A 26,152-nucleotide genomic window follows, 5' to 3' on the forward strand; every position below is an offset into this window, starting at 1 on the left:
AAGGAACGAGGCGTGTTCGGAGCCATCGGCACATTCGTCTTTCGAATGCGCTTCGCCGTGATCGCGGTTCTGATCGCCCTGATGGGCGGTCTGGGCCTCTACGGTCTCGACCTCGGTAAGTACCTCAGCCAGAGCGGCTGGTTCGATCCCACCTCGGAGTCGGTGAAGGGATCGGTGGTCGCCGACACCGCGCTGGGCCGCGATCACCGGTCCGACGTCATCCTGCTGATCACGCCACCAGAGGGCACCTCCGTCGACGACCCTGAGTTCGGCGCAAAGGTGGAGAACTTCGTCGATGACCTCATCGCGCAGCACGGCGACATCGTCAACCGCGAGGATCCGGGCATCATCGACCCGTTCTATCTGCGCGATCAGACGTCCACCTCGCAGGCCGCGCAGGCCACCATCCGGGAACGCACGTTCACCGACGACGGCCGCCACGCGTTCATCAGTATCGGCGTCAAGGGTGACGACGACACCACGGTGCTCAACAACTACACCGTCATCGAACCGTTCTTCGACGACATCGGCGCGAGATTCAACCTCGAAAACACCACGTTCGAACTCGCCGGCCTCCAACCGGTGGCAGGCAGTATGGCCGACGGCATGGACAAGGACATCCACCGTGCCGAGGTGATCGCCCTGCCGTTGGTCGCGATCATGTTGTTCTTCATCTTCGGCGGGGTGATCGCAGCCTGTCTGCCGGTGCTGATCGGCGGTCTGACGATCGCCGGATCGCTGGGCATCATGAAGATCCTCGCCCAGATCACCGAACTGAACATCTTCGCGCAGTCGGTGGTCACGCTGATCGGCCTCGGTATCGCGATCGACTACGGCCTGTTCATCGTCAGCAGATTCCGCGAGGAACTCGCCGAAGGGTATTCGACGAAGGCCGCGGTCCGCCGAACCGTGATGACGTCGGGACAGACCGTGGTGTTCTCGGCGACCATCATCGTCGCGGCGCTGGCGTGTCTGCTGATCATGCCGCAGGGCTTCCTCAAGTCGGTCGCCTACGGCGCGATCGCGTCGGTGACGCTCGCGGCGATCTTGTCGATCACCGTGTTGCCGGCCACCCTGGCCATCCTGGGGCCGCGGATCGACGCGCTGGGTCTGCCGTTCCTGCGGCGCACCAAGACCAAGGAAGAGGTCGAGAACGGGTTCTGGGGCCGACTGGCCGGTTGGGTCATGCAGCATCCGGTGGCGACTGCGGTCCCCACGATCCTGCTGTTGCTGGTGCTCACCATTCCGTTCGGCGGAATCAAGTTCGGCGGCATCAGCGAGGCCTACCTGCCGCCCGACAACCCCAACCGGGTGGCGCAGGAGAACTTCGACGAGTATTTCCCCACCGAGCGCACCGAAGAGATCAAGCTGGTCGTCGCCTACGACCCGAACGACGCGGCCAGCGGGCAGAAGATCCAGCAGATCGCCGACGAGGCCAATCAGATCCCCGGCTTCACCAAACAGTTCAGCCCGTCGTCCGACGGCGGGGCGCTGACCGGCCAGTACGGCGACAACGGACCGCAGATCATCCAGATGTCGGCGGGGTTGGTGGACCGCAACACCGCCGCGCCCGCCATCGACGACCTGCGCGCGATCGACACCCAGGGCCTCACGATGTGGGTGGCCGGCACCCCGACACTGACGCAGGACTCCATCGATGCGCTGATGTCACGGCTGCCGATCATGGCCGTCCTGCTGGTGCTGGTGACCGGCTTCCTGATGTTCCTGGCGTTCGGCTCGCTGGTGCTGCCGATCAAGGCCGCGCTGATGACGGCGCTGGGGCTGGGGGCCACGCTGGGCATCCTGACGTTCATCTTCGTCGACGGTCACGGCGCAGCGCTGGCCAACTTCACGCCCGGGCCGCTGTTCGCCGCGGTGCTGGTGCTGATCATCGCGATCATCTTCGGTCTGTCCACCGACTACGAGATATTCCTGTTGTCTCGCATGGTCGAGGCCAGGCAGAAGGGCGCGACCACCACCGAAGCCGTTCGGGTGGGCACTGCCCACACCGGTCGCATCATCACAGCGGCGGCGGCGATCCTGGTGGTGGTCACCGGCGCGTTCGGCCTGTCCGAGATCGTGATGATGAAGTACATCGCCTACGGCATGATCGCGGCGCTGATCCTCGATGCCACCATCATCCGCATGTTGCTGGTGCCGTCGGTGATGAAGATGCTCGGCGACGACTGCTGGTGGGCGCCGCGCTGGATGCGGGTGATGCAACAGAAGATCGGGCTCGGCGAGACGGTTCTCGACGATGAGCCCGACGAATTGCGCGATCAGGCCGCTGCCTCGCGGATGCGCTCGGCCGGCACCATCGTCGCCGAGGCACCCACCTCCACGATGCGCGCCGCTCCGCGGTCGACGCGCGGCGACGTCGGTGTTCCGGCCGCCGCAGCGACGGGTGCGGCCGCCCGCGGTGCCGCACGCACCGCCCCTCGGCCGACACCGGATCGTCAGTCGCCGAGACGTTCGGCGAACGTCGCGGCGCCACAGGCCGTGCCCGGTGGCCGACTACCGCGTGAGGGGCAGGTCGCCGGGCCGTCGGCCGAACCGGCGCCCGCACGCGTGGGCCCGTCCGCGCCGCCGACGGGCGACCGCTCAGCGAGCCGACCGACTCCTGCGGCACGTCCCGCACCCACATTCAGTCGCGCACGGCGTTCGCGGTCGGACGGCCCGGACACCGGCAGCTGGCGACTGGGAGCGGGTGGCATCCGCCTCGGCGACGATGAGCCGTCGGCCCAGTCTCCGTCGGCCCAGTCTCCTAACCCCCAATCTCGTAACCCCCAATCGGCTCCGACCCAGGCCCCGACGGCCCACCCCGGTGCGGCACCGACCCGGTCACAGCAGCCCCGCCCCGTGTCGCCGCCGGCCGCCTCGGCACCACCGCCACCGACGGCCCCGCGACCGCAGCGCCCGACCCCTGCCCCGCCGGCGGATTCGGCTCTCGGTCGCCGCCCGGCGCTGGACAGCACGGGTAAGCGTCCGCTGGCGGCGTCGTTGAGCCCCGAAGGCGAACGACGCACCTCGCGGCCGCAGCGACCAGGGGGGTCACCGATGGATCGTGGTCTCAGCAACGAGACCCCGCCGTTGACCGGCCGGCAGCCGGATGGGGATCGACCCGGTTCGGCGGAACCCACCGACGGTGGCGAGGGGCGCCGACGGGCCACCGACCGGCACGCCCGCTCCGACAACGACGGCGACGGCGCGCAGATCAGTGTGCAGGAACTGCTTCGCCGCAGCCGCTCAGGCAACGGCCGCTCGGAAAGCTGACCTCGGCGGCGTCGGATGCGCTCGGTTATCAATCACGTGATCTGAGCTATCAAAGGTCACCTTGGTCAGGACTGGCCAAACACCTGATGTGATCGGCCACACATCAACGCAGGATTGTCTCCCAGCACACCCACCTTGGAGGCAGCCCATGAACGCACCCACCACCTGGACGAGCCCAGAGCACCGAAAAAGCGTGCTTTGGGTGGTGACCCTCGCCGCGATCGCCATCGTCTTCGACGGCTATGACCTCGTCGTGTACGGCACCGTCCTACCCACCCTGCTCGACGACCCATCGCAGCTGGGCGAACTGAGCCCGGGCACTGCCGGCGCGCTCGGCTCCTACGCGCTGATCGGCATGATGATCGGCGCGTTCATCGCGGGCACCTTCGGCGATCGGGTCGGCCGCCGCCGGATGATGCTGATGAACATTGCGTGGTTCTCCATCGGAATGGGAGCCACCGCACTGGCTCCCAACGTGGCCACCTTCGGTGTTCTCCGGTGTCTGACCGGAATCGGCATCGGTGGCCTGGTCGCCACCGTCGGCGCCCTGGTCGCGGAGTTCGCGCCCACATCCAAGCGCAACCTGTTCAACGCCATCGTCTACAGCGGCGTCCCGTTCGGCGGCGTGCTGGCAGCGGTTCTGGCGCTGCTGTTGGCCGATCACATCGGCTGGCGTGGACTGTTCTGGGTCGGCGCGTTGCCGCTGGTGACGCTGCTGCCGTTGGCGTGGCTCAAGATGCCCGAGTCGCCGCAGTGGCTGGTGTCGCGCGGCCGGCTCGACGAGGCGAGCGCCATCGGCACCCGCACCGGTATCCCCGTCGACCTCTACCCGCAGCCCGCCGGACAGGCCACCGCGCAGCCGGACAAGGTCGGCTTCGCCGCCCTGGCCTCACGCCGGTTCGCGCTGCCCACCCTGCTGCTGGGCACGATGAGCTTCGCCGGACTGCTGCTGACCTACGGCCTCAACACCTGGCTGCCGCAGATCATGGAATCGGCCGGTTTCAACGCCAAGGGATCGTTGTCGTTCCTGCTGGTCCTCAATGGCGGCGCCATCGTCGGCGGCCTCATCGCCGCCCGCCTCGCCGATGGTCGCGGCCCGCAGCGCATCGTCGCCACCTCGTTCTGCCTGGCCACATTCGCCCTGATCTGCCTGACCCTCGGGTTCCCGCTGCCGGTGTTGCTGGCTGCGGTCGCCGTTGCCGGTACCGGCACCATCGGTACCCAGGTGCTGATCTACGGCTACGTGTCGAACTTCTACCCCACCTCGGCCCGTGCCGCCGGTGTCGCGTGGTGCGCCGGATTCGGCCGGCTCGGCGGCATCGTCGGTCCGGTGATCGGTGGACTGCTGATCGGCGCAGGCATCTCGTCGAGTGCGGCGTTCTACATCTTCGCCGCAATCGCGTTGGCCGGGGCGGCCGCGACGATGCTGGTGCCGCAGGACAAGCCGAAGGCCGAGGTCACCGCCAACCCGGTCACCGAAGCGCCGTTGGCTGCCGCCGAATAGCCTTCCGGAACAACGACTCTGGCCCCTGAGGAGCCCGCGAACGGAGTGAGCGTGCGGGCCCCTCGGGCATCGTGTGGGTCACCGAAGGACGCCCGCCCGTCGCACTCATTCATCCAACCCCTGTTCGATCGCATACCGCGTCAGCTCCACTCGGTTTCCGAGTTGGAGCTTTCGCAGTGTCGCCTGGACGTGGTTCTCGACGGTTCGGTGACTCAGCGACAGTCTGGTACCGATCTGTTTGGCACTGAACCCTTTCGCCACCAGTCGCAGGACCTCGGTCTCCCGGTCGGTGAGGGTGGGACGGCTGTCGTCCCGATCGGGTGTCGCCGAGATCCGCCGGTACTCACCGAGGATCAATCCGGCCAGCCCCGGCGTGAACACGGCTTGCCCGTCGGCGGTCGCCCGGACCGCTTCCAGCAGCTCTGCCTGCGACGCACTTTTCACCAGATAACCACTGGCACCGGCCTTCACCGCCTGCAGAACGTCGTCACGCTCCTCCGACGCGGAGAGCACCAGGACCCTACTGCCCGGCGACACCTCGAGCACACCTGCGGTCGCCTCGGCACCGGTGCCGTCGGGCAGCTGCATGTCCATCAGCACCACGTCGGGCGCGACCGCGCCGGCCCGGCGCACGGCAGCGCTGACACCGTCGGCGGTCGCCACCACATCGAAGCCGTCCTCGGCCAAGTCACGGGCCACGCCCTCCCGCCAGATCGGGTGATCGTCGACCACCATCACCCGCAGTGCGGTCGCGGCGCCGTCCACCGACTCACCCGACCCGGTCGGCATCTGTTGCGCCATTACCCCTCCCGTCCACCGGAATCGTCAGTTCCCATTCTGTGCCGCCCTCGGGTGCGCATTCGAGGTGTGCGGTCCCACCCAGCGACTCGATGCGCCCGACGATCGACGTGGAGATCCCCATCCGCCCCTGCTGTTGCGCTTCCCCGAGGCGTCCCGGCGCGATACCCACCCCGTCGTCGCGGATACTGACCACGAGCTGATCGCCGAGATCCTCGAGCAACACGAATGCACGCGCCCCTGACCCGGCGTGCCGGACGACGTTGTCGAGGGCGTTGATCACGGCGGCGCGGATTTCGGTGGCCACGAATGCCTCCACGTCGACCGCGGTTCCCGGAGCACTGACCGAGACACCGTCCGCGGCCAGGGCACGCAAACGGGCTGCGAGATCGACGGTGGTTCCGTCGATCTCGATCTCCTCGGCGGCCCCCGAGACCAGCCGTCGCAGCGCGTACTCCTGTTCGCCGGCAAGTTCGGCGAGCGCGGCGGTCTCACCGCCGATCTCACGGCCCCGTCGGGCGATGAGCGCGAGGACCTGCAATACCCCGTCGTGCACCTCGCGTGAGAGCCGCTCGCGTTCCTCGGTCGCCGCGGCGATCCCCGCCGCCTGCGCCAGCACCGCCTGGGCGCGGCGCGCGATCACCGCGGCCAGTCCGACGGCCATCCCGGTGGCCACAATGATGATGATCGTGGCGTTGCGACCGAAGTTGAGGTCGAAAGCGCCCTTGACGAATGCACTGGTGCCGCCGACGAGCAGCCCCGACACGATGCCCCAGACCGGCCCGGCCAGCAACGCCACCGAGATCACGGCATTGACGGCCCACAGCGTGGTCGGCCAACTCTGGTTGTTCAGGGCCCAGGATTCGGTGGCCACATATGAGGTGGACAGCATCATCGCGCAGGCCACCGCCACGTCGGCACTCACCCAGTAGCGGTTGCGACCGAAACCGACGTAGTAGGCGATGCCGCTGGTTGCCGTCCACGCCGTCAAGACCGCGAACAGCACCCACGCGGTCGCGCGGTGGGCCAGATCGTCGTTGATCGCGATCTGAAAACCCAGGGCGTACATATACGAGAGCAGCCGGAACAACTGCGCGGCCCGCCACAGCGGCCCCACCGGATCGGTGTCGACGGCCATCGCCAACTGAGTGGCGCGGCTCGGTCGGTGGAGCGGTTCAGGTGTCGTCGTCACGGCGTCGCGGGTCATCGGCGTCGGCGTCGGAGCGGGCGTACTCGTCGTCGGTCAACCCGCCGGAGTCCTCGTGCTCGGCCGGCAGGGTGGTCGTCGGGCGCAACTCATCGACGGTCTGGGTGTGGACGGTGTCCTCGGCGTCACGATGGTCTACGCGATCCCACCTCGGTTCGTCGGGTGAGGCGGAGTACATCGGCTCATCGGCCCGCTCCTCGCGGCGTTGCGCCGACGGCGCGCTGCCCGACAGGTGACGGACCGCGGTGTTGGCGAACGCGATCAACGGCACGGCCAGCAGGCCGCCGATGATGCCGGCGGAGACGATGCCCGCCGCGATCGCCAACACCACCGCGACCGGGTGCAGCCGCACCGACCGGCCCAGCAGGAACGGCTGTAGCACATGACTTTCCAGCTGCATGACACCGACGACGATCGCGAGCGCGATGATCGCGGCGATCCAGCCCTGCGTCACCAACGCCACCAGCACCGCCAACGTCCCGGTCGCCAACGCGCCGACGATCGGGATGAAGGCTCCCAAAAAGATCAGCGAAGCCAGTGGCAGCGCCAGCGGAACGTGCAGGATGGCCAACCCCACGCCGATACCCAGCGCATCGACGAAGGCGACCGCGACCGTGGCCCGCACGTAGCCGACCAACGTCGCGAAACCTGCGACGCCCGCCGCCCGCACCCGACCTCGCGTATCGACGGGGATCACCTTGGTGAAGAACGTCCAGATGTGGCCGCCACCGTAGAGGAAGAAGATCAGCAGGAAGAAGGCGAGCAGCGCGCCGGTGACGATCTCGGTCGCGGTGGTCGCCGTCGCGAGTGCGCCGCTGGTGACCTGAGCCTGGTTGTGCTGCAGGAAGCCGGTGAGGTCGTTGCCGATGTTCTGGACCTGGTCGCGGTCCACGCCGAACGGGCCGTCGACGAGCCAGTCACGGCTGCGGTCGATGGTCGTGGTGATCTCGGAGGTGAGCTGCGGGAACCCTCGGATGAACTCCTGCACCACGAAGGTCAGGACCGCCGTCAACAGGCCGAGCACCACGACGATGGCGAAGAGCACCGCCAGCGACCTGGGCATGCCCGCCCGGTCGAGCGCATCGACGACGGGCACCAGCATCGCCGCACCGAGAATGGCCAACGCCACCGGCACCAGCACTTCCTCGAACTGGTTGAAGGTCAACACCAGGACGTAGGCGGCACCGGCGATGACCAGCAACCGCCATGCCCATTCAGCGGTGGCACGGACCAGCGGGTGCACCTTCTCACGATCGACCGTGACGATGTCGGCGGGCCGCTGCGCACGGGGTGATCGATCTACGGTGTCGGCATCGCTCACAGACACCAGCGTAGCTGTGGATATGGTGTGGGCTATGTCGTCGGAGGGGCCCGCCACGGGAAGCGTGTCCATGCGGTCACGCTTCTGGTGGCTGCGGTGGGTGCTGCTGGCGATCGTCGTGGTCATCCTGGCCGTCGAGGTCGTGTTGATCTCGCCCAGCCTCGAGGAGGCCTGGCGCCGCATCGGCGACCTCGACTGGGTCTGGATCGTCGCCAGCATCGTCGCCGCCCTGCTGTCCATGGACAGCTACGCGCAGGTCCAACGTGCACTGTTGCGATCGGGCGGCGTCAAGGTCGGCCAATGGCAGTCGTTGTCGGTGATCCTCGCGTCCAATGCGGTGAGCCAGACGATGCCGGGTGGCCCGGTGTTGTCGCCGGCCTTCGTCTACCGCGAGACCCGCAAGTGGGGCGCCACACCGGTCGTCGCATCGTGGCAGGTGGTGATGTCCGGTCTGCTCGCCGGCGTCGGCCTGGCGGTGCTCGGGTTCGGCGGCGCATTGCTGGCGGGCGCCAAGACCAGCCCGTTCTCGGTGTTCTTCTCGGTGGTCGGCTTCATCGCGGTCGCGGTGGTCTTCCAGTATCTGGCCAGCCATCCCGAATCGCTGCAGAGCACCCTGCTGCGGGTGATGGACTGGATCAACCAGGTCCGCAGCAAACCCGCGGGCAACGGGCACGACCGCATCATGGAGACACTCGAACAGCTGCGTGCGGTGCAGCTGTCCAAACGTGACCTCGGGGTGTCGTTCGGTTGGAGCATGTTCAACTGGGTCGCCGACGTCGCGTGCCTCGCGTTCGCGTGCTGGGCAGTCGGCGCGCATCCCAGCATCGCCGGACTGATGGTGGCCTACGCGGCCGGGAAGGCGGTCGGCACCGCGGTTCCGCTGCTGCCCGGTGGCATCGGTGTCGTCGACGCCGTGCTGGTTCCCGCCCTGACCTCGGCGGGAATGCCGGCCGCCGACGCCATCACCGCCGTGCTGGTCTATCGCGTCATCAGCTACATCCTGATCGCGGCCATCGGCTGGGTGGTGGTGCTGTTCATGTTCCGCGGCACCTTCCGCACCGGCGAGACCCTGGAGGAGGAGCTCGATCGCGACCTGGACTCGGAGCCGGGGGCCGGACGGGTCGACGAGCGTGATGCCGATCCGGGTGATGGTCGACGGCCCGACGACCCGCTACCGTAGGGGACCATGTCGAGTTCTCCCGTTGTCGCAGGTACCGACGCCCGGGCAGCTCGGGCCCGAGCGCTGCCGATGCCGGTGACCGCACTCATCGATCTCGTCGCGATCACGGTGTTCGTGATGATCGGCCGATCCAGCCACGACGAGGGACTCACCGTCATCGGCGTGCTGCAGACGCTGTGGCCGTTCGCGGTGGGCGCGGCCGCGGGATGGTCGATCGCGTATGTGTTCTCCCACGTGCGGTCCAGCGAGTGGTTCGGCCACGACTTCCACCCCGAGCGGCTCGTGCCCGCCGGCGTGATGATCTGGTTCTGCGCCGTCGCGGTCGCGATGATCTTGCGCTACCTGCTGCACCAGGGCGTCGCCCCGAGTTTCGTCGTTGTCGCCACCATCACCCTCGGCGTGTTCCTCCTGGGATGGCGCGCAGCCTACGGGGTGGTGCGTCGTCGCTCGGCCTCGTCGCGCGCCAATTGATCTTCCGCGCGCGCAGCCTCACGCGCGAATGATCGATGCGCGCGCGAAACCCACCGATCCCTGAGGAGCCCGGAGCTTGCGGAGGGCGTCACGAAGGGCTACTTGATCCGGAAATACTTCTGCGCCACCTGCAGCGCCGCCGTCCCCGATGTGTTGCCCTCGGTGTAGATGACGATGACCTTGCCGCCCTGCAACCCGAGGAACCAGCCGGGACCCTGCGGCCCGTTGGTACCCACCAGCGCCTTCAGGCCGGGCGCTCCGGTGAGATCACTCGCATCGCCGGTCTTGGCTACCGTCGTCATCGCCCGCAGGATGGGCGCGGTGGTAGCCGCGTCGAGCTCGCCGAGCTGACCACCGGCCACCGTCGTCGGCACTCCCTTGATCACATACGGAGCCACCGAGGTCATCGTGCCCTTCGAACTCCGCGCCAGCGCCACCCCGAGTGCACCCATGTTCATCATCGACATGCTCGGCCCGTCCGGCCGGAAGTCGACGGTGGCCACTCCGGGCTGGTCGTTGGTCGGCGTACTGGCACCGGGAACGGTGAACTGCACACCCAGTCCCAGCCGGTCCATGATGGCGTCGCTGGATTCCTGGTTGGCATTGGCGGTGCGATCCACTTCGGTGAGCACCGGGTTCAGGGTGGTGCCCACGGGATAGACGGTGTCAGCGTTGATGCCCCGGTCGACGGCGTAGCTGTTGCGGGCCATGCCGAGGACTGCGCCGGTGGCCGCGTCGAGCGCCAGGATGGTGGCCGGCTGGCCCACCTCGACCGCCGCATCGCCGAGGGTCAGCTGCAGGCTCTGGTCGACGGTGGTCTGCACATCCGGCCCGGGCGGACCCTGCTCGCCGGCCAACTTGCGCGGCTTGATGCCCGGGCCCACCATCTGCACCTCCCAGCCGGCGGTCGCGTCACGGATGGCCTGCCAGTAGTTGGTGAGCCCCGCCTCCAGGGGCGACGACAGTCGCCGGTCGGCCATCACCAGCATGCCCGCCTTGCGCACCACGACACCGGGCACCGCATTCGGGTCCGACTGCAGTACCTGCATGTCCGGTTCACGCAACGTCACCGCGGTGATGGGTTTGCCGGGGGTCTCGGCCAGCTTCTCGGAGATGACCTGAGAGGTGATCAGCGGTGCGATCGGCTTGATCGTGCGGGCCAGTGCCCGTACCGAACTGCGCACATCCCCGGTCTGGTTCGGGTCGAGGATGATGTCGTTGACCGGCTGCAGGTACATGAACGTCTTACCGCTCCGGCTGCGCACCCGCGGTGCCGGGGTGGCGTCGGTGCGGATCTCGCGCAATTGTCCGCCCACGGGGAGCCCGGGGTGGATCACCGACGGCTCCCAGGTGATCTTCCAACCGGTCGACAGGTGTCGGGCGGTTCCCGAACTGGTGGTCTCGTAGCTGCGGTCCTTGTCCCACCGCCAGGTGGTCTTGAGCCCGAACGACGCCGTCCCGTCGCTGTACTCGACGGGGTTCTGCACCACCATGTCGATGTGCTCGGCATCCATGGACTGCAGGGTCTCGGTGAGTGCCGCCCCGGCCTGGCCGGGGGCGGTGGTGAACTCGGCCGCCCCGCCGGCGTCCTGGCGTTCCATAGCCGCGGCAAATTGCGCCACCGCACCTGCGGCGTCGCCGCTCTCCCCACCCGACACTCCGCACGCGCTGAGCGCCACCACGACGCTGCAGGTCGCCGCCGCACAAGCCACCTTCGGCGCGCGCTTGACCCAGATCTTCATAGTCTCAATTTTCACTCTTGTCACACTGGATTTCGATGCCGTCCGCTTCCATTCGGGGATCCGAGGGGTCACGATCGGGTCTCGGGGATCCCGAGGCAGCCCAATTGATGTGGCCGATACCACACGTTCGTTCGCGGCACATAATGGGTCATGGTCTACTCCGTGATTCCGGCCGCCGACCGCGCGGTCACCACCACCGACTGGCTCACGTCCCGACACAGCTTCTCCTTCGGCGATCACTACGATCCATCCAACACAAATCACGGCTCTCTGTTGGTGAATAACGATGATGTGGTCACTCCGTTACAGGGCTTTGACCAACACGCGCACCGCGAGTCTGAAATCGTCACGTGGGTCACGTCCGGCGCACTGGTTCACCAGGATTCGGAGGGCCACTCGGGCATCGTCTATCCCGGTCTGGCACAACGGATGAGCGCCGGAACCGGGGTGCTGCACTCGGAGCGCAACGACACCTGGCCCGATCATCCCGGAGCCGGCACCGTACCCGTCCGGTTCGTACAGATGTGGGTGATGCCCGACGAGTTCGGGCTGACCCCCTCCTATGCCGCCGCCGACATCTCCGACGAGCTGACCGCCGGAGGTCTCGTCCCGGTTGCATCCGGGGATCCGAATCGTGATTCGGCGATCCGCATCGCCAATCGCTCGGCCACCTTATTCGCCGCCCGCCTCGACGCCACGAGCTCGGTGGAACTGCCCAGCGGCCGGTTCACCCATGTCTTCGTCACCCAGGGATCACCCACAGTTGGCGAGCACCTGCTTGCCGAAGGCGACGCGGTCCGCGGCGGCGATCTCGGCGGTGTGCGAGTATCGGCGGCCGGTGACGCAGAGATCCTCATCTGGGTGATGGACCGCGATCTGCGCGAACTCATGGGCTGAGTCGGCACCGCATCCCCCGCCGCCCCGCCGACAGAACCCCGTTTCTCGCCGACAGAACCCAGTTTCTCGCCGACGGAATCCAAAATCTCGCCGACAGCATCGTCAGCGCAGCGACTCCAGCAGCCGCAACCAGATCTCGCTGACCGTCGGATACGACGGCACCGCATGCCACAACCGATCGAGGGTGACCTCTCCGACCACCGCGACGGTCGCCGAATGCACGAGCTCGGCGGTGCCTGCACCGACGAAGGTCGCGCCGACGACGACGTCGCGGGTTCGGTCGATCACCAGTTTGGCGTGCCCGGAGTAACCCGGATCGAGCAAGTACGTACCGGCGACGGCCAGGTCCATGTCGGCGACGGTGACGTCGATGCCGCTGTCACGTGCCTGCTGCTCGGTGAGACCGACCACGGCAACCTCCGGCCGGGTGAACACCACCTGGGGTACGGCGGAGTGATCGGCGAAGGCCGAGTACCGCGGGCTGTCGAGGTTGCGCCCCTCGGCGCGCGCGGCGATCACATCACCGGCGACTCGGGCCTGGTACTTGCCCATGTGGGTGAGCGCCACCCGCCCGTTCGCATCGCCCACGGCGTACAGCCACGGATGTCCGGGGACGATCATATGGTCGTCGGTGCGCAGCGGACCACTCTCCTCGGCACCGATGCTGCCGAGACCGAGGTCGGTGGTGGCCGGAGCTCGTCCGGCGGCGACGAGAATCTCGTCCACCTCGAGCACCTCGCCCGAGCCCGACAATGTGACCTGGGCCGGTCCGCCGTGGAGGTGGCCGTAGCCGGTGTCGGCGACCTCGGGACGGTGGACGGAGTCGAACTGGGTGCCGAAGCGGATGTCGGCGCCACGCTCGGTGAGCGCCTCGGCCACCATCTCGCCGACGAATGGCTCGTTCTTGGGTAGCAAACGATGGCCGCGGACCACCATGGTCACCTCGCGTACGCCGAGGTCGAGCAGCCATGTCGCCGCCTCACAGGCCACCACACCGCCACCGAGTACGACGATCCGCTGTGGGATGTCCACGAGGTTGGTGGCGTCGCGCGACGTCCAGGGCAGCGCCTCGCGTAGGCCGGCCACCGGCGGGATCGAGGCGGTGCTGCCGGTCGCGACCACCACTGCCTCGCGGGCGTGGATACGCCGGTCGCCCACCGACACCTCCCGCTCGCCGACGATGCGCCCGTGTCCCCGGATCACCTCGATCCCGGCACCACGCGCCCAGTCGACCTGCGAGGTGTCGTCACGGGCGCCGGTGATGGTGTCACGCCGCTCCAGCACCGCCGACGGCTCGGGCAGCGGGGCCGACTGACGTTCCCGCGCACCCGGCAGCGCGTGCGCAGCGGCCAGCGCGGCGCCCGGACCGAGCAGCCCCTTGCTGGGCATACACGCCCAGTATGAGCACTCACCGCCGACGAGTTCGTGCTCGATGATCACCGCGGTGCGGTCACTGCCGCGGATGGCATAGTCGGCGGCGTTCTCCCCGACCGGTCCGCCACCGATCACGACGACGTCGTAGGTGCTGGTCTCGGTGTTGTTGCCCATACCACCACCGTAGGTGAGCAGGCTGACGAATCGAGGTTGCGATGACAGGATGGACGGGTGACCGCTTCGCAGACTGACACCTCGCAGGTTTCCGGTATTGATCTCAGCTGGGTGGACGACGACGTCCGCGTCCAGGACGACCTGTTCGCCCACGTGAACGGCAAGTGGCTAGAAAGCCACGTGATCCCGGAGGATCGCTCACTCGACGGCGCCTTCCACGTGCTACGCGATCGCGCCGAGGAGAACGTGCGCGACATCATCACCGAATGCGCCGATGCCGACGCGCTGACTGGTTCGGACGCGCAGAAGATCGGTGACCTCTACGCATCGTTCATGGACACCGACCACATCGACGCCCTGGGCATCGGGCCGATCCGCGGCGAACTCGACAAGATCGCGGCCATCGGCTCGACCGACGACCTCAGCCTGCGCATCGGGCGCCTCCAACGCCACGGCGTCGGCGGCCTGTTCGGCCTCTACGTGGACACCGACGCCAAACAGTCCGACCGCTACCTGGTCCACGTCGTACAGTCCGGGCTAGGCCTGCCCGACGAGTCCTACTACCGCGAGGACAAGCACGCCGAGACACGTGACGCCTACACCGCACATGTGGGCCGGATGTTCGCACTCGCCGGTATCGACGATTCCGAGTCCCGTGCCCGGACGGTTCTCGACCTCGAGACCGCCCTGGCGAGTCACCATTGGGATGTGGTGGCGCGCCGCGACGCCGAGAAGACCTACAACCTTCTGACGTTTGCCGATTTCGCCGACGCGGCCGGGGCCTTCGATGTGTCGACCTGGCTCGGCGGACTGGGCACCAGCAGCGATTCGACGTTCGCCGAGTTGGTCGTGGGTCAGCCGTCGTTCGTCACCGGCGCAGGCGAATTGATTGCCGCCCGGCCACTCGACGAGTGGAAGACCTGGCTCACCTGGAAACTGTTGCACTCCGCGGCCCCGTACCTGTCCGCCGACTTCGTCGACGAGAACTTCGACTTCTACGGCCGCACGCTGACCGGCGCCGAGACCATCCGCGACCGGTGGAAGCGCGGCGTCGGGTTCGTCGAGGACGCGATGGGCTTCGCGGTCGGAAAGCTCTACGTGGACAAGCATTTCGGTCCCGAGGCGAAAGCCCGGATGGACGAGTTGATCAATAATCTGGTTGCCGCCTACCGTCGCAACATCACCGAGCTCGAGTGGATGACCCCGGCCACCCGCGAGAAGGCGCTGACGAAGCTGGAGAAGTTCACGCCGAAGATCGGCTTCCCCGCGAAGTGGCGTGACTACGACGCACTCACCGTGGACCGCGGTGATCTGATCGGGAATGTCGCTCGCGCATCCTCCTTCGAGCAGGACCGGGAGTTCGCCAAGATCGGGCAGCCGGTGGATCACGACGAGTGGTTCATGACCCCGCAGACGGTGAACGCTTACTACAACCCCGGGATGAACGAGATCGTCTTCCCGGCAGCCATTCTGCAGCCGCCGTTCTTCGATCCGGATGCCGACGACGCGGCCAACTACGGCGGCATCGGCGCGGTGATCGGTCACGAGATCGGCCACGGCTTCGACGACCAGGGCGCAAAGTACGACGGCGATGGCAACCTGGTGGACTGGTGGACCGACCAGGACCGTACCGAGTTCTCGGCCCGCACAGGCAAACTGATCGATCAGTACGGCGCGTTCACCCCGGTCGGCCTAGACGAGCAGTACAAGGTGAACGGCGAGTTCACCATTGGTGAGAACATCGGCGACCTCGGCGGCCTGTCGATCGCATTGGTCGCCTATCGGCTCGCCACCGAGGGGACCACACCGCCGGTCATCGACGGACTCAGTGGCGAGCAGCGGGTGTTCTTCAGCTGGGCGCAGATCTGGCGCACCAAAACCCGTGACGCAGAGGCGATCCGTCGACTGTCCATCGACCCACACTCACCGCCGGAGTTCCGCTGCAACGGAGTGGTCCGCAACATCGACGCGTTCTACAGCGCCTTCGATGTAACGCCCGGCGACGCACTTTATCTCGACGAGTCCGAGCGCGTCCGGATCTGGTAGAGCCGGTGGCGCAGGAATTGGGGGACCTCGCCGACGCACGCAGAAACGTCGGCCGACGTCAGGTCGCGGCGGCGATCATCCGGCCGATCGCCGCCGCGGTACTTCTGTTGATCGGCTACTTCGCATTGCCGATCAACAAGGAGAGCTCGGTCAACTATCTCGGCCTGATCGTCGGCGCACTTCTCCTGATGGCTTTCTGTGCGTGGGAGATCCGGCACTTCATCCGATCGCCGTACCCGGTCGCCACCGCGGTGGAGATGCTGGTGGCCATCGCGGCGTTTTACATCGTCGGCTTCGCCACCGTGTATTTCCTGTTCTCCGAATACGCCCACGGCAGCATGAGCACCCAGCTCACCCGGATCGACGCGCTCTACTTCTGCCTGACGGTGTTCACCACCACCGGCTTCGGCGACATCTCCGCGGTGTCACAGGGGGCGCGAGTGGCCGTGTCGATCCAGATGGTGAGCACCCTCGCCCTCCTCGGCCTGGGCATCCGATTCCTCAACGTGCTGGTCAACGCTCGTGTGAATCGCTGAGCGATTCCGTAGTACGAACACGCGAAACTTCGCGTGTTCGTACTACGGAATCAAAGAACTCAGTAGTCGTCGTCGCCGTAGACGATCATGCCGCGGATGTTGTTGCCCTCCAACATGTCATCGTAGGCCTCGTTGATCTGATCGAGTCGGTAGGTGTTGGTCACCAAATCGCTCAGATTCAGCTTGCCGGCGCGGTACTCGTTGAGCAGTGTCGGCACCTGGGTACGCGGGCTGGCGCCACCGAAGATGGCACCCTGCACCCGCTTCTGCAGCAGCGTGAGCTCGAACAGGTTCATCTGGGCGTCCATGGACGAGAAGTTGCCCATGCCGGTCACGATGACCTGACCACCCTTACCGGTCAGACTCAGTGCGGGCTGGATCATTGATCCGTCGATCTCACCGACCGTGAGGATGGTGGTGTTGGCCATCTTGCCCCAGCTGATCTCGCCGAGGACGGGTAGCGCCTCTTCCATGGACTCGAAGGTGTGGGTGGCCCCCATCTTCTCGGCCATCTGGCGCTTGAAGGGCACGGGGTCCACCGCCGCGACGATCCGGGCACCCGCAGCGGCCGCACCCTGGACGGAGTTGATACCGACGCCGCCGACGCCGACCACCACGACGATATCGCCGGCATGCGTGCCGCCGATCTCCACCGCCGACCCCCATCCGGTGGCCACCCCGCAACCGAGCAGTGCAGCGGCCTGCAGGGGAATGTCCTCTTCGATCTTGACGAGGGACGCCTGGTTGACGGTGATGTAGGGCGCGAAGGTGCCCAACAGGCACATCTGCGTGAGGCCCTGCCCATCGGTGGTGTGCGCCCGATGGGTGTCATCGGCGATGGACAACCCCGTCAGCAGGCGAGCTCCCTCGTCGCAGAAGTTCTGATCGCCCCGTGAGCACGGATCACACACACCGCAGGCCGGAATGAAGGCGGTGACCACGTGGTCACCCTCCTTGAGGTTGGTGACACCGGGCCCCACCTTCGTCACCACTCCCGCGCCTTCGTGGCCACCGAGCACCGGCATCGGGGCCGGGCTGTCGCCCGTGCGCAGGTGGTGATCGGAGTGACACAGGCCCGAGCTGACCAGCTTGACCTGCACTTCACCGGCTACCGGATCACCGAGCTCGAACTCCTCGATCTGCCACTTCTCGCCCGGATTCCGGAGAATTGCCCCCTTGGTCTTCATGCGCGCACCCCTTTCGTTGGACAGCGTTGTGCGATCTGGTTCACATCGTTGCCTCATATGCATCACCGCGCATACGAAATCGTTACTCTCGTTGTGGCAGTTCAAGTTTGGGCGTGCGTATCGAGCGTTAGCTCGGTGCCTGTCCGACTGGTCGCCCTCGCGGAGATCGCGAACGTGTAGACATGAAGCCATGGCGACCACGCCCCGGATCCGCTGGCTGATCCCCGCGCTCCTTCTCCTCGGTTGGCTTGTCATCGGAGGTGTCACCGCTCCCTACGCAGGCAAACTCTCCTCGGTCGCCACCAACGACAACAGCGCGTTCCTCCCCGCGTCGGCGGAGTCCACCGAGGTCAACGACATGCTCGCCGGCTTCACCGACTCCGACACCGTGCCGGCGATCGTGATCGCCGAACGGCCGTCCGGTCTGACGCCTGCCGACACCGAGTTCCTCACCACGGCCACCGCGCCACTGGCCGGCACGGAAGGCTTCGGGCCGGAATTCTCGCCGCCGATCCCGTCGCAGGACGGTCAGGCAGCGCAGATGTTCATCCCCATCGCGGCCGAAGGTGAACCCGCCGACCATGTCGAGGATCTTCGCAACGCCCTCGCGTCACCACCAGAGGGACTGACGGTCCTGGTCACCGGACCGGCCGGCCAGATCGCCGACCTCGGCGAGGCATTCGCCGGGATCGACGGGCTGTTGCTGCTGGTCGCGGGCGTCGTGGTGATGCTCATCCTGTTCGTCGTCTACCGCAGCCCGATCCTGCCGTTCGTGGTGATCATCTCCGCCATCTTCGCGCTCGGCCTCGCATCGGGGCTGGTGTATCTGCTCGCCTCGGGCGACATCCTGGAGCTCAACGGCCAGAGCCAAGGCATCCTGTTCATCCTGGTCTTCGGTGCGGCCACCGACTACGCGCTGCTCCTGGTCTCGCGATTCCGCGAGGAACTCACCCGCAGCGACGACAAGTACGCCTCCATCCGAGCCGCCTGGCGCGGCACGATCGAGCCGATCAGCGCGTCGGCCGGCACCGTCATCCTGGGTGTGCTGTGCCTGCTGTTCTCCGATCTCAACTCCAACAGGAGCCTCGGACCGGTGGCCGCCATAGGCATCGCCGCCTCGTTCATCGCATCGATGACCTTCTTGCCTGCGGCGCTCGCTTTGCTCGGCCGCACCGCGTTCTGGCCGTTGGCGCCGAAACACACCGACTCCTCCGAGCCGAGCAGCACGCACCGTTTCTGGGCAGCGATCGCCGACCGCGTCGCCACACGCCCGCGTGCCATCTGGATCGGCACCCTGGTGGTGCTACTCATCGGTGCCGCATTCGCCCCGACATTCAAGGCCGACGGCGTCGCCCAGACCGATTACTTCCTCGGATCGGTGGATTCGGTGGAGGGCGCCGAAATCCAGGCCCAGCATTTCGACGCCGGCAGCGGTTCGCCCACCTGGATCATCGCCGATGCACCGCAGGGCACCGCGGTGCTCGACGCGGTCCGCGGCGTCGACGGCGTGGCCTCGGCCGAACTCGTGCAGGATGGCGGCAACCCGACCGTCGTCGACGGAAAGGTCGCGGTGCAGGCGACCCTCACCGACACCGCCGACTCGCTGGCCGCACAGGACACCGTGGTTGCGATCCGCGACGCCGTGCATCCGATTCCTGACGCCGACGCCTTGGTGGGTGGCACCACCGCCATCGACCTCGACACCCGGACCACCGCGATCCACGACCGCAACCTGATCATCCCAATCGTGCTGGTGGTGGTCCTGGTGGTGCTCACGCTGCTGCTACGCAGCATCGCCGCTCCGGTCCTGCTGCTGGCCACGACGGTGATCTCGTTCGCGGCGACCCTCGGCGTCGGGGCGCTGGTGTTCAACGGCCTGTTCGACTTCGCCGGCGCCGACCCGGTGGTCCCGCTCTTCGCCTTCGTCTTCCTGGTGGCCCTCGGCATCGACTACAACATCTTCCTGATGACCCGGGTCCGTGAAGAAGCACTGACCCACGGCACCCGCGACGGCATGTTGCGCGGATTGACGGCCACCGGCGGTGTGATCACATCGGCGGGCGTCGTACTGGCCGCGACCTTCGCGGCACTGGCGGTGATCCCGTTGCTCTTCCTTGCCCAGATCGCCTTCCTCGTCGCCTTCGGCGTCCTCGTGGACACGCTCATCGTGCGCACACTGCTCGTGCCGGCCCTGACGCTGGACATCGGCAAGCGGGTGTGGTGGCCGAGTGCGTTGTCCCGCTGAGGATTTGGCAATTCTCCGCGTGGCGATCGACCGGTGGCGACCGCCGCTGGCGATGCGTCAAAACCAAACAGCGACCTGAGAGTTCACAGAAACCAGTACGCCCGTCCACCACGCCGACTAGCGTCGATTCATCGGATTCGAACGATTGTTAGCTGGTGATCTCCATGACTCTCGCCGACCACACAACGCAGGGCCGTACCGACTTCGCGTCGCTGCGCAGCGGTGGCCTCAACTGGGACTCGTTTCCCTTGCGGCTCTTCATCAAGGGCAACGCCCGTTTCTGGGATCCGGCTGCCATCGACTTCGGTCGCGACGCCCAGGACTGGACCGAGATCACCGACGAACAACGACGCAGCGCCACCTACCTGGTGAGTCAGTTCATCGCCGGCGAAGAAGCGGTCACCCAGGACATCCAGCCGTTCATGAAGGCGATGGCCACCGAGGGTCGCTTCGGCGACGAGATGTATCTGACGCAGTTCTGTTTCGAGGAGGCCAAACACACCCAGGTCTTCCGGCGGTGGATGGATGCGGTCGGGTTGACGGGCGACCTGCAATCCTTCGTCGCCGACAACCCCTATTATCGGCAGCTTTTCTACGACGAGTTGCCGTCATCGCTACATGCGCTGGACAACGATCCGTCGCCGCGCAATCAGGTCCGCGCCAGCGTCACCTACAACCACGTCATCGAGGGCAGTCTGGCGCTGACCGGCTACTACGCCTGGCAGACGGTGTGCGCGCGGCACGGCATCTTTCCCGGGATGCAGACGCTGATCAAGTTCATCGGCAACGACGAACGCAGACACATGGCCTGGGGCACGTTCACGTGCCGACGCCACGTGGCCGCCGACGACTCGCTGTGGGACGTGGTGACCAGCCGCATGGAAGAGCTGATGCCACTCGCACTGGGCATGATCAACTGGGTGAACGAACAGTTCGAGGAACAGCCTTTCGGCCTCGACAACAACGAATTCCTCGTCTACGCGGCCGACCGCGGCCAGCGCCGCCTGAGCGCCATCGAATCCGCGCGCGGACGCCCCGTCGCCGAGATCGACCTCGACTACTCGCCGGAGGCCCTCGAAGAACAGTTCGGAGACGAGGACGCCGCCGCGATGGGTCGCTGATGGGCCTGCCGGCCAGGCCGGCGGCACATCACGAGGCACCCAGCTCCACAATCCGGCCACACCGTCGTTCCACGAGCCGCCTGTTGTGACTCACGAGCATCAGCCCCGCGCCGTCCTCGACGAGGTGCTGCAGGATCGCGACCACCGCCCGCGCTGACACCGGATCGAGCATCGAGGTCGGCTCGTCACACAACACAAAGGATGGTGCCTGCACCAGCAGCCTGCCGAGGCATGCCCGCTGCAGTTGACCGTCGCTGACCTGCGCCGGAAACCGGTCGAGAAGCGCGGTGTCGAGTCCGACCCGGTCGGCGGTCGCCTCGATGTCGCACGGTCGACGGCCGATCGCGGCCGGCTCGGCGAGGATCCGCCGCAGTGTCCAGCGTGGGTTGCTCACCTGCCGCGGATTCTGTGCGAGCATCCCGATCCGGCCTGCCGGCAGCTGTGGCCGATCGACTCGACCCGCGGATGGTTCGGTGAGTCCGGCGACGATCCGCAACAACGTGGTCTTGCCGCTGCCCGACGGCCCGAGAACCCCGGTGGGCACGCCGGGCTCGACGACGATGTCGACACCGGAGAACACCGTACGGCGTCCGAAGCGGGCCTCGAGGCCGGTGCCGACCATCGGACCAGGGGCTGCAACCTGCCCGGACACGCTCATGAGACGGGCTCGAAGAACTCGGCAACATACGGGTCCGGCGAAACGAGCATCTCGTGGATGGGCCCCTGCGCAACGATCGCACCAGCGCGCATCACCGCGATCGTGTCGCACCGCCCGTCGGTCAATGTGTCGATGTCGTGTGTGATGGCGAGTACTGCGGCCCCGTCGCCGGCTGTGACGGCGAGCAATTTCTAGATGTCTGCGGCGAGTTCGCGGTCAAGTGCTGACGTCGGCTCGTCGGCGACGACGATCGCCGGATCACCGGCCAGCGCGGCTGCGATCGCCACACGCTGGGCCATCCCGCCCGACAGCTCGTGGGGATAGAGGTCGAGCGAGGCGACGGGCAGGGACACGTCCCGACAGAGTTCGGCGGCCGATCGACTGCCGGCCAATCGTCGGACGACCTCATCCAACTGGGAGCCGACGGTGCGCACCGGGGTGAACGAGGTAGACGGCGATTGCGGCACCAGCCCGATTCGCCGACCACGCATCGTCGACCAGCACGAATCGTCGATGGTGAGTGCTCGGTCGTCGACCACGACTGATCCGGTCATCCGCGACCCTGCGGGTAAGAGGCCGGTGAGAGCGGCGGCGATCATCGACTTGCCGCACCCGGATTCACCGACCAGCGCGGTCACCGAACCGGCAGACAACTCGAGGTCCACATCGTCGAGGACCCGCACCGCGATGCGATCCCAGCGGCGCCGGGCGGTGATGTCGACGGTCAGGCCTTCGACGCGAGCGCACACCTCCCGGTCGATGCCCGTCATCGCCACACCTCCCCGGTCGGTGGCCGACTCGCTCTGCGCAATGTCGACGCGGCCGCCGCACACGCCAGCGCGGTGATCATCAGCGCGACACCCGGAACCGCAAGCGTCCACCACGCCCCGGAGAGGACGTCGCCGCGCGCCTGACCGAGGAGGGTGCCGAGACTCGCTTCGTCCGGGGACAGACCCACGCCCAGGAACGACAGGGTCGTCTCATGCCACACCGCGTGCGGGAGCAGCACCGTCATAGCGACCAGCGCCTGACCTGTCACCGCCGGTAACAGATGCCGGGTCGCGATGAAGCTGCGTGACGCTCCGGCGAGCCGGGCCGATTCGATCCAGCCCGCCGAGGTGTTGTCGAGTAGTTCGGCGCGTACCACCCGCGCCACTGCGGGCCAGTGGGTCAAGGCGATGGAGGCGATGATCGCGATCGGTTCCCCGCGCCACATGGCCGCGATGACCACTCCCACCACCAGATGCGGGAGCGCGTTGACACCATCGACCACGCGCATGACCACGGCGTCGAACCACCCGCCGACGGTGACCGACCCGATGCCGATCAGCAGGCCGATCAGCGTCGACAGCACCGCACACAGGGCGGCGATCACCAGCGAGATGCGCAGCCCCTGAGCGGTCCGAACACCCAGGTCGTAGCCGGAATGGTCGGTGCCCAGGAGGTGCTCGCCACCGGGTGCACGCAGCGACGCGGCAAAGTCCGGCGACTGCGGTCCTGCGACGATAGGCCAGCCGATCGCCACGATCGCCACCAGTCCGAGAACGATCCACGGGGCGAGCAGTCCGGCACGAAAGGCCCAGACTCCCCGACCGACGACCGTCGATGTGGCCGGTGACCTCGAGATCCCCGCGATCATGCGCTCATCCCGATCCGTGGGTCTATCCACACAGCGGCCGCATCCGACAACGCGGAGCCGATCAGCACCAGCACCGCCGATCCGACAGCCAACGCCGCGAGCAACGAGAAATCCAGGGCCACTGCGGAATCCACCAGAGCTTCAGCCAGCCCGGGCCAGCCGAACACGGTTTCCACGATCGCGGCGCCGGCGATCAGTTCAGGAAGACGGGTGCCCAGCAACGCCAGGGTGGGCAACACCGACACCGGCAGGACGTGGCCGCGCAGCAACGCCCAGCCGCCGATCCCCCGGGCTCGGGCCGCGCGCACCGCATCCGAGCCGGCCGCGTCGACGACCGCTGAGCGCATGGTGAGCAGCAACCACGGGATCATCGACATCGTCAGGGCGATGAACGGCAGCACCGCGTGGGTCAGGATGCCGTCGAGTGTGTACGGGTCGCCCGGACGACGTGCACCCGAGGTCGGGAAGGCGCCGAGCGACACGGCGAAGACACTCACCAGCACCAGGGAGACCACAAACGGCGGTGTCGCGGCGAGGGCCGCGGCCAGTCCCGTGACACATCGATCCAGCACACCACCGCGGTGCATGCCGATGAATGCCCCGCCGACCACGGCGATGACCGCAGCCGTGATCAACGCCGCCGACGCCATGCCGAGGGTGAAGGGCAGCCGGTCGGCGATCACGTCGGCCACCGGCTGGCTTCGTATCGACGACCAGCCGAGATCACCGGTCAGCAGATGCCCCCACCATCTCAACCACGCCTCGAACCAGTTCTGGTCCAGGTTGTAGGCGACGCGGACCGCGTCACGCTGCGATTGTGTCGCCGACTGGTAGTTCGGACCCAGATGTGCCGCGAGAGGTTCGAACGGGGAGGCCGCCGCGATCGCAAAGATGCCCAGCGACACCAGGATGATCGTGGGGATCGCCACCACGAATCGACGTCCGAGCAGCCGTCGGGTGATCCGCAGACGTTCCCGGGTTCTCCCACCGCGCGGTGAGTTCACCGGGTCGCCGTGTCCGGCTGCGCTCGCTGAGGTGGCCGGTCGAAGCAGAGTCATGGTGCGTCACTACGCCAGGACGGCAGGTTCCACCACGGGCCCCACGCAACGCCGTGAGAATGTGGTTCGAGGATCGGTGCGTCGTAGGTCCAGCCGTCGCTGCGTGCAGCGTAGGTGTGGTGCAGGAACGCCAGGTACACCGCCGACGGCGCCGATTCGTAGACCGTCTGGATCTCGCGGTAACGCGCATCGTTGGCCGGACCGGGCGCACTGCGCCGAGCCGCATCGAGCAGGGCATCGAGACCGGGTGCGGTGAAGTTCCCCGGATTCGAGTACGGCGACGAGTCGGGCACGCGGGTGTGCAACGCGTCGTACACCTGCGAGTCGATGCTGTAAGGCGTCGCGCCTCCGCCGAGCAGCACCGCATCGGCGTCGAGTCTCGTATCGATCTCGTCCCAGCTCGTTCCGCGCGGAGTGACCTCGACCCCCAGGGGATTCATCGCCGCGGCAAAGGCCACCGAGAGATCACGCCGCACCGTGTCCTGGGCGTTGTAGAGCAGCCCGAACGATGCACGATCGCCCCCGCGCACGCGGACACCATCCGGACCGGGTACCCACCCGGCATCATCCAGGATCTGTCGGGCTCGGTCGAGGTCGAACGAGAACTGGGCATCGGCGTCGTACGCGTCGCCGTAGACCGAGGCGATCGGGGTGCTCGCAGGTTCGCCGCGACCGCTCAGCACATCACGCACGACGGCGGCGCGATCGACCCCGAGATTCATCGCCCGGCGCGCCGCGACATCCGCGGTGAACGTGTTGGCCGACGGCAGCGACACACCACGCCAGTCGGCCGATTTCACCGCCGTCACACTCACCCCGGCACGATTCTCGAGGCTGTCGGCCAGTTTCGGCGGGAGATTCGTGCCGTCGATCTCGTCGGCTGCGATGCGCTGTGCACGGGTGTTGTCGTCCGGCGTATGGGTATAGACGAGCCTGGTCACTTGCGGCTCCGATCCCCAGTAGCCGTCTCGCGCGACGAGCACCGCCTGGTCGGGCTGCAGGGAGTCGAGCCGGTAGGGTCCGGTACCCACCGGCTGGGTGTTCAACGCCCATTCGGCGGCCGGCTTGGCTTCGATCGCCTCTGATGGCGCCAGACCCAACAGGAGGTACGGCGACGGATCGGCGTCGGTGTTCATCCGCACGGTGACTGCGTCGGGACCGTCGGCGGCCACCTCGACGATCGGCGCGAAGTCGGTCGAGATCTCTGCTGCGACCTGCGGGTCGCGCACGGCCCGGTAGGTGGCGACCACGTCCGCCGAGTCGAAGACGCTGCCGTCGGAGAAGGTGACATCGGTCTTCAGGGCGAGGCGCCACACACGATCTGCGACCTGCTGCGGGGCTTCCGCTGCGAGCGCAGGGATGAGGTCGGGAACCCTCGAATCCCCGTCGGCGGCGGGCCGAAGGAGGCCCTCGTAAATGGGTGAGACTCCCTGCTGCCCGTAGCCCATCATCGGATTGAAGTCGCCGAGTTCCTGACTTTCCCCGAGCACGATCTGGTCGGTGGCGCCATCGTCTGCGGTCGAGCCGCCACACCCCGTGGCGATCACCGCAGCAGCGATCAGTCCGGTCGCAGCGAATTGTCGTCTCATCGTCGTTGCCCTCATCCAACTGTCATCTGTCCATATACACACATGTCTGTCTACACATATGTTTGGGCACACAGGCGTTTGCCGCAATTCGGACGGTAGCCGACGATGGAACAAGCGGTAACTGGCCAGGAG

At 67.0% G+C, this 26,152-nt stretch carries 19 protein-coding genes and 1 pseudogene; 9 read left to right on the top strand and 11 right to left on the bottom strand.

Annotated elements, in window-relative coordinates; translation table 11 throughout:
• The first annotated feature begins 12 nt into the window (after nucleotides 1-12).
• Nucleotides 13-3,273, top strand: a complete 3,261-nt coding sequence (locus L1892_RS06795) for an MMPL family transporter (protein ID WP_235722823.1) — start codon at nucleotides 13-15, stop codon at nucleotides 3,271-3,273.
• Nucleotides 3,274-3,421: 148 nt separating this feature from the next.
• A complete protein-coding gene (locus tag L1892_RS06800) occupies nucleotides 3,422-4,777 on the top strand; it encodes an MFS transporter (protein ID WP_235722824.1) in 1,356 nt (451 codons plus the stop codon).
• 105 nt (nucleotides 4,778-4,882) lie between these two features.
• On the opposite strand, the gene L1892_RS06805 is transcribed toward L1892_RS06800, so the two are convergent.
• From L1892_RS06805 to L1892_RS06815, 3 genes are read right to left on the bottom strand one after another with little or no spacing between them, the layout of a single operon-like run.
• Complete coding sequence (locus tag L1892_RS06805) at nucleotides 4,883-5,578, bottom strand: response regulator (RefSeq protein ID WP_235722825.1); 696 nt, start codon at nucleotides 5,576-5,578, stop codon at nucleotides 4,883-4,885.
• A complete protein-coding gene (gene macS, locus L1892_RS06810) occupies nucleotides 5,547-6,782 on the bottom strand; it encodes a MacS family sensor histidine kinase (RefSeq protein WP_372474977.1) in 1,236 nt (411 codons plus the stop codon). Before macS ends, L1892_RS06805 begins: the two co-directional genes overlap by 32 nt.
• Nucleotides 6,751-8,103 carry an AI-2E family transporter gene (locus L1892_RS06815; protein ID WP_235722827.1) on the bottom strand — a complete coding sequence of 451 codons (1,353 nt, stop codon included), beginning with the start codon at nucleotides 8,101-8,103 and terminating at the stop codon, nucleotides 6,751-6,753. Before L1892_RS06815 ends, macS begins: the two co-directional genes overlap by 32 nt.
• Before the next feature lie 34 nt (nucleotides 8,104-8,137).
• Here L1892_RS06815 and L1892_RS06820 point away from each other — a divergent pair, with 34 nt between their 5' ends.
• Nucleotides 8,138-9,283 carry a lysylphosphatidylglycerol synthase transmembrane domain-containing protein gene (locus L1892_RS06820; protein WP_235722828.1) on the top strand — a complete coding sequence of 382 codons (1,146 nt, stop codon included), beginning with the start codon at nucleotides 8,138-8,140 and terminating at the stop codon, nucleotides 9,281-9,283.
• Nucleotides 9,284-9,289: 6 nt separating this feature from the next.
• Nucleotides 9,290-9,754: a DUF3054 domain-containing protein gene (locus L1892_RS06825; RefSeq protein WP_372474978.1), complete on the top strand. Its 465-nt coding sequence runs from the start codon at nucleotides 9,290-9,292 to the stop codon at nucleotides 9,752-9,754.
• Nucleotides 9,755-9,852: 98 nt separating this feature from the next.
• On the opposite strand, the gene L1892_RS06830 is transcribed toward L1892_RS06825, so the two are convergent.
• Nucleotides 9,853-11,496 carry an NTF2-like N-terminal transpeptidase domain-containing protein gene (locus L1892_RS06830; protein ID WP_235723034.1) on the bottom strand — a complete coding sequence of 548 codons (1,644 nt, stop codon included), beginning with the start codon at nucleotides 11,494-11,496 and terminating at the stop codon, nucleotides 9,853-9,855.
• A gap of 150 nt (nucleotides 11,497-11,646) precedes the next feature.
• Here L1892_RS06830 and L1892_RS06835 point away from each other — a divergent pair, with 150 nt between their 5' ends.
• Nucleotides 11,647-12,393 (top strand): pirin family protein, encoded by a 747-nt coding sequence (locus L1892_RS06835; RefSeq protein ID WP_235722829.1) that lies wholly within the window; start codon nucleotides 11,647-11,649, stop codon nucleotides 12,391-12,393.
• 102 nt (nucleotides 12,394-12,495) lie between these two features.
• Here L1892_RS06835 and L1892_RS06840 read toward each other — a convergent pair whose 3' ends face one another.
• Nucleotides 12,496-13,941, bottom strand: coding sequence for a dihydrolipoyl dehydrogenase family protein (locus L1892_RS06840; protein WP_235722830.1), 1,446 nt, complete (start codon nucleotides 13,939-13,941; stop codon nucleotides 12,496-12,498).
• 57 nt (nucleotides 13,942-13,998) lie between these two features.
• Between L1892_RS06840 and L1892_RS06845 the strand changes: the two genes are divergently transcribed.
• Both L1892_RS06845 and L1892_RS06850 read left to right on the top strand, forming a co-directional pair.
• Entirely contained in the window at nucleotides 13,999-15,987 is a 1,989-nt protein-coding gene (locus L1892_RS06845; RefSeq protein ID WP_235722831.1) for a M13 family metallopeptidase, read from the top strand.
• A gap of 17 nt (nucleotides 15,988-16,004) precedes the next feature.
• Nucleotides 16,005-16,523 carry a potassium channel family protein gene (locus tag L1892_RS06850; RefSeq protein WP_268900060.1) on the top strand — a complete coding sequence of 173 codons (519 nt, stop codon included), beginning with the start codon at nucleotides 16,005-16,007 and terminating at the stop codon, nucleotides 16,521-16,523.
• Nucleotides 16,524-16,582: 59 nt separating this feature from the next.
• Here the strand turns inward: L1892_RS06850 and L1892_RS06855 are convergent, their stop codons facing one another.
• Entirely contained in the window at nucleotides 16,583-17,710 is a 1,128-nt protein-coding gene (locus L1892_RS06855; RefSeq protein WP_235722833.1) for an NDMA-dependent alcohol dehydrogenase, read from the bottom strand.
• A 190-nt stretch (nucleotides 17,711-17,900) separates the two neighbouring features.
• Here L1892_RS06855 and L1892_RS06860 point away from each other — a divergent pair, with 190 nt between their 5' ends.
• Nucleotides 17,901-19,955 carry an MMPL family transporter gene (locus L1892_RS06860; RefSeq protein WP_235722834.1) on the top strand — a complete coding sequence of 685 codons (2,055 nt, stop codon included), beginning with the start codon at nucleotides 17,901-17,903 and terminating at the stop codon, nucleotides 19,953-19,955.
• Nucleotides 19,956-20,119: 164 nt separating this feature from the next.
• The gene (locus L1892_RS06865; RefSeq protein WP_235723035.1) at nucleotides 20,120-21,076 is read left to right on the top strand and encodes a R2-like ligand-binding oxidase; all 957 of its coding nucleotides are present in this window, start codon (nucleotides 20,120-20,122) and stop codon (nucleotides 21,074-21,076) included.
• A gap of 28 nt (nucleotides 21,077-21,104) precedes the next feature.
• Here the strand turns inward: L1892_RS06865 and L1892_RS06870 are convergent, their stop codons facing one another.
• The 5 genes and pseudogenes from L1892_RS06870 to L1892_RS06890 all read right to left on the bottom strand — a co-directional run bounded on the left by L1892_RS06870 (nucleotide 21,105) and on the right by L1892_RS06890 (nucleotide 26,020).
• Entirely contained in the window at nucleotides 21,105-21,734 is a 630-nt protein-coding gene (locus L1892_RS06870; protein WP_235722835.1) for an ABC transporter ATP-binding protein, read from the bottom strand.
• Nucleotides 21,731-22,483, bottom strand: a pseudogene (locus L1892_RS06875) (ATP-binding cassette domain-containing protein). The gene L1892_RS06870 and the pseudogene L1892_RS06875 overlap by 4 nt, the downstream one beginning before the upstream one ends.
• Before the next feature lie 17 nt (nucleotides 22,484-22,500).
• Nucleotides 22,501-23,373, bottom strand: coding sequence for an ABC transporter permease (locus L1892_RS06880; protein WP_235722836.1), 873 nt, complete (start codon nucleotides 23,371-23,373; stop codon nucleotides 22,501-22,503).
• Nucleotides 23,370-24,431, bottom strand: coding sequence for an ABC transporter permease (locus tag L1892_RS06885; protein ID WP_235722837.1), 1,062 nt, complete (start codon nucleotides 24,429-24,431; stop codon nucleotides 23,370-23,372). Before L1892_RS06885 ends, L1892_RS06880 begins: the two co-directional genes overlap by 4 nt.
• On the bottom strand, nucleotides 24,428-26,020 hold the full coding sequence (locus tag L1892_RS06890; RefSeq protein ID WP_235722838.1) for an ABC transporter substrate-binding protein: 1,593 nt from the start codon (nucleotides 26,018-26,020) through the stop codon (nucleotides 24,428-24,430). The genes L1892_RS06885 and L1892_RS06890 overlap by 4 nt, the downstream gene beginning before the upstream one ends.
• Between the last annotated feature and the right edge of the window lie 132 nt (nucleotides 26,021-26,152).

The sequence above is a fragment of the Gordonia tangerina genome (assembly GCF_021556435.1).
GTDB lineage: Bacteria > Actinomycetota > Actinomycetes > Mycobacteriales > Mycobacteriaceae > Gordonia > Gordonia tangerina.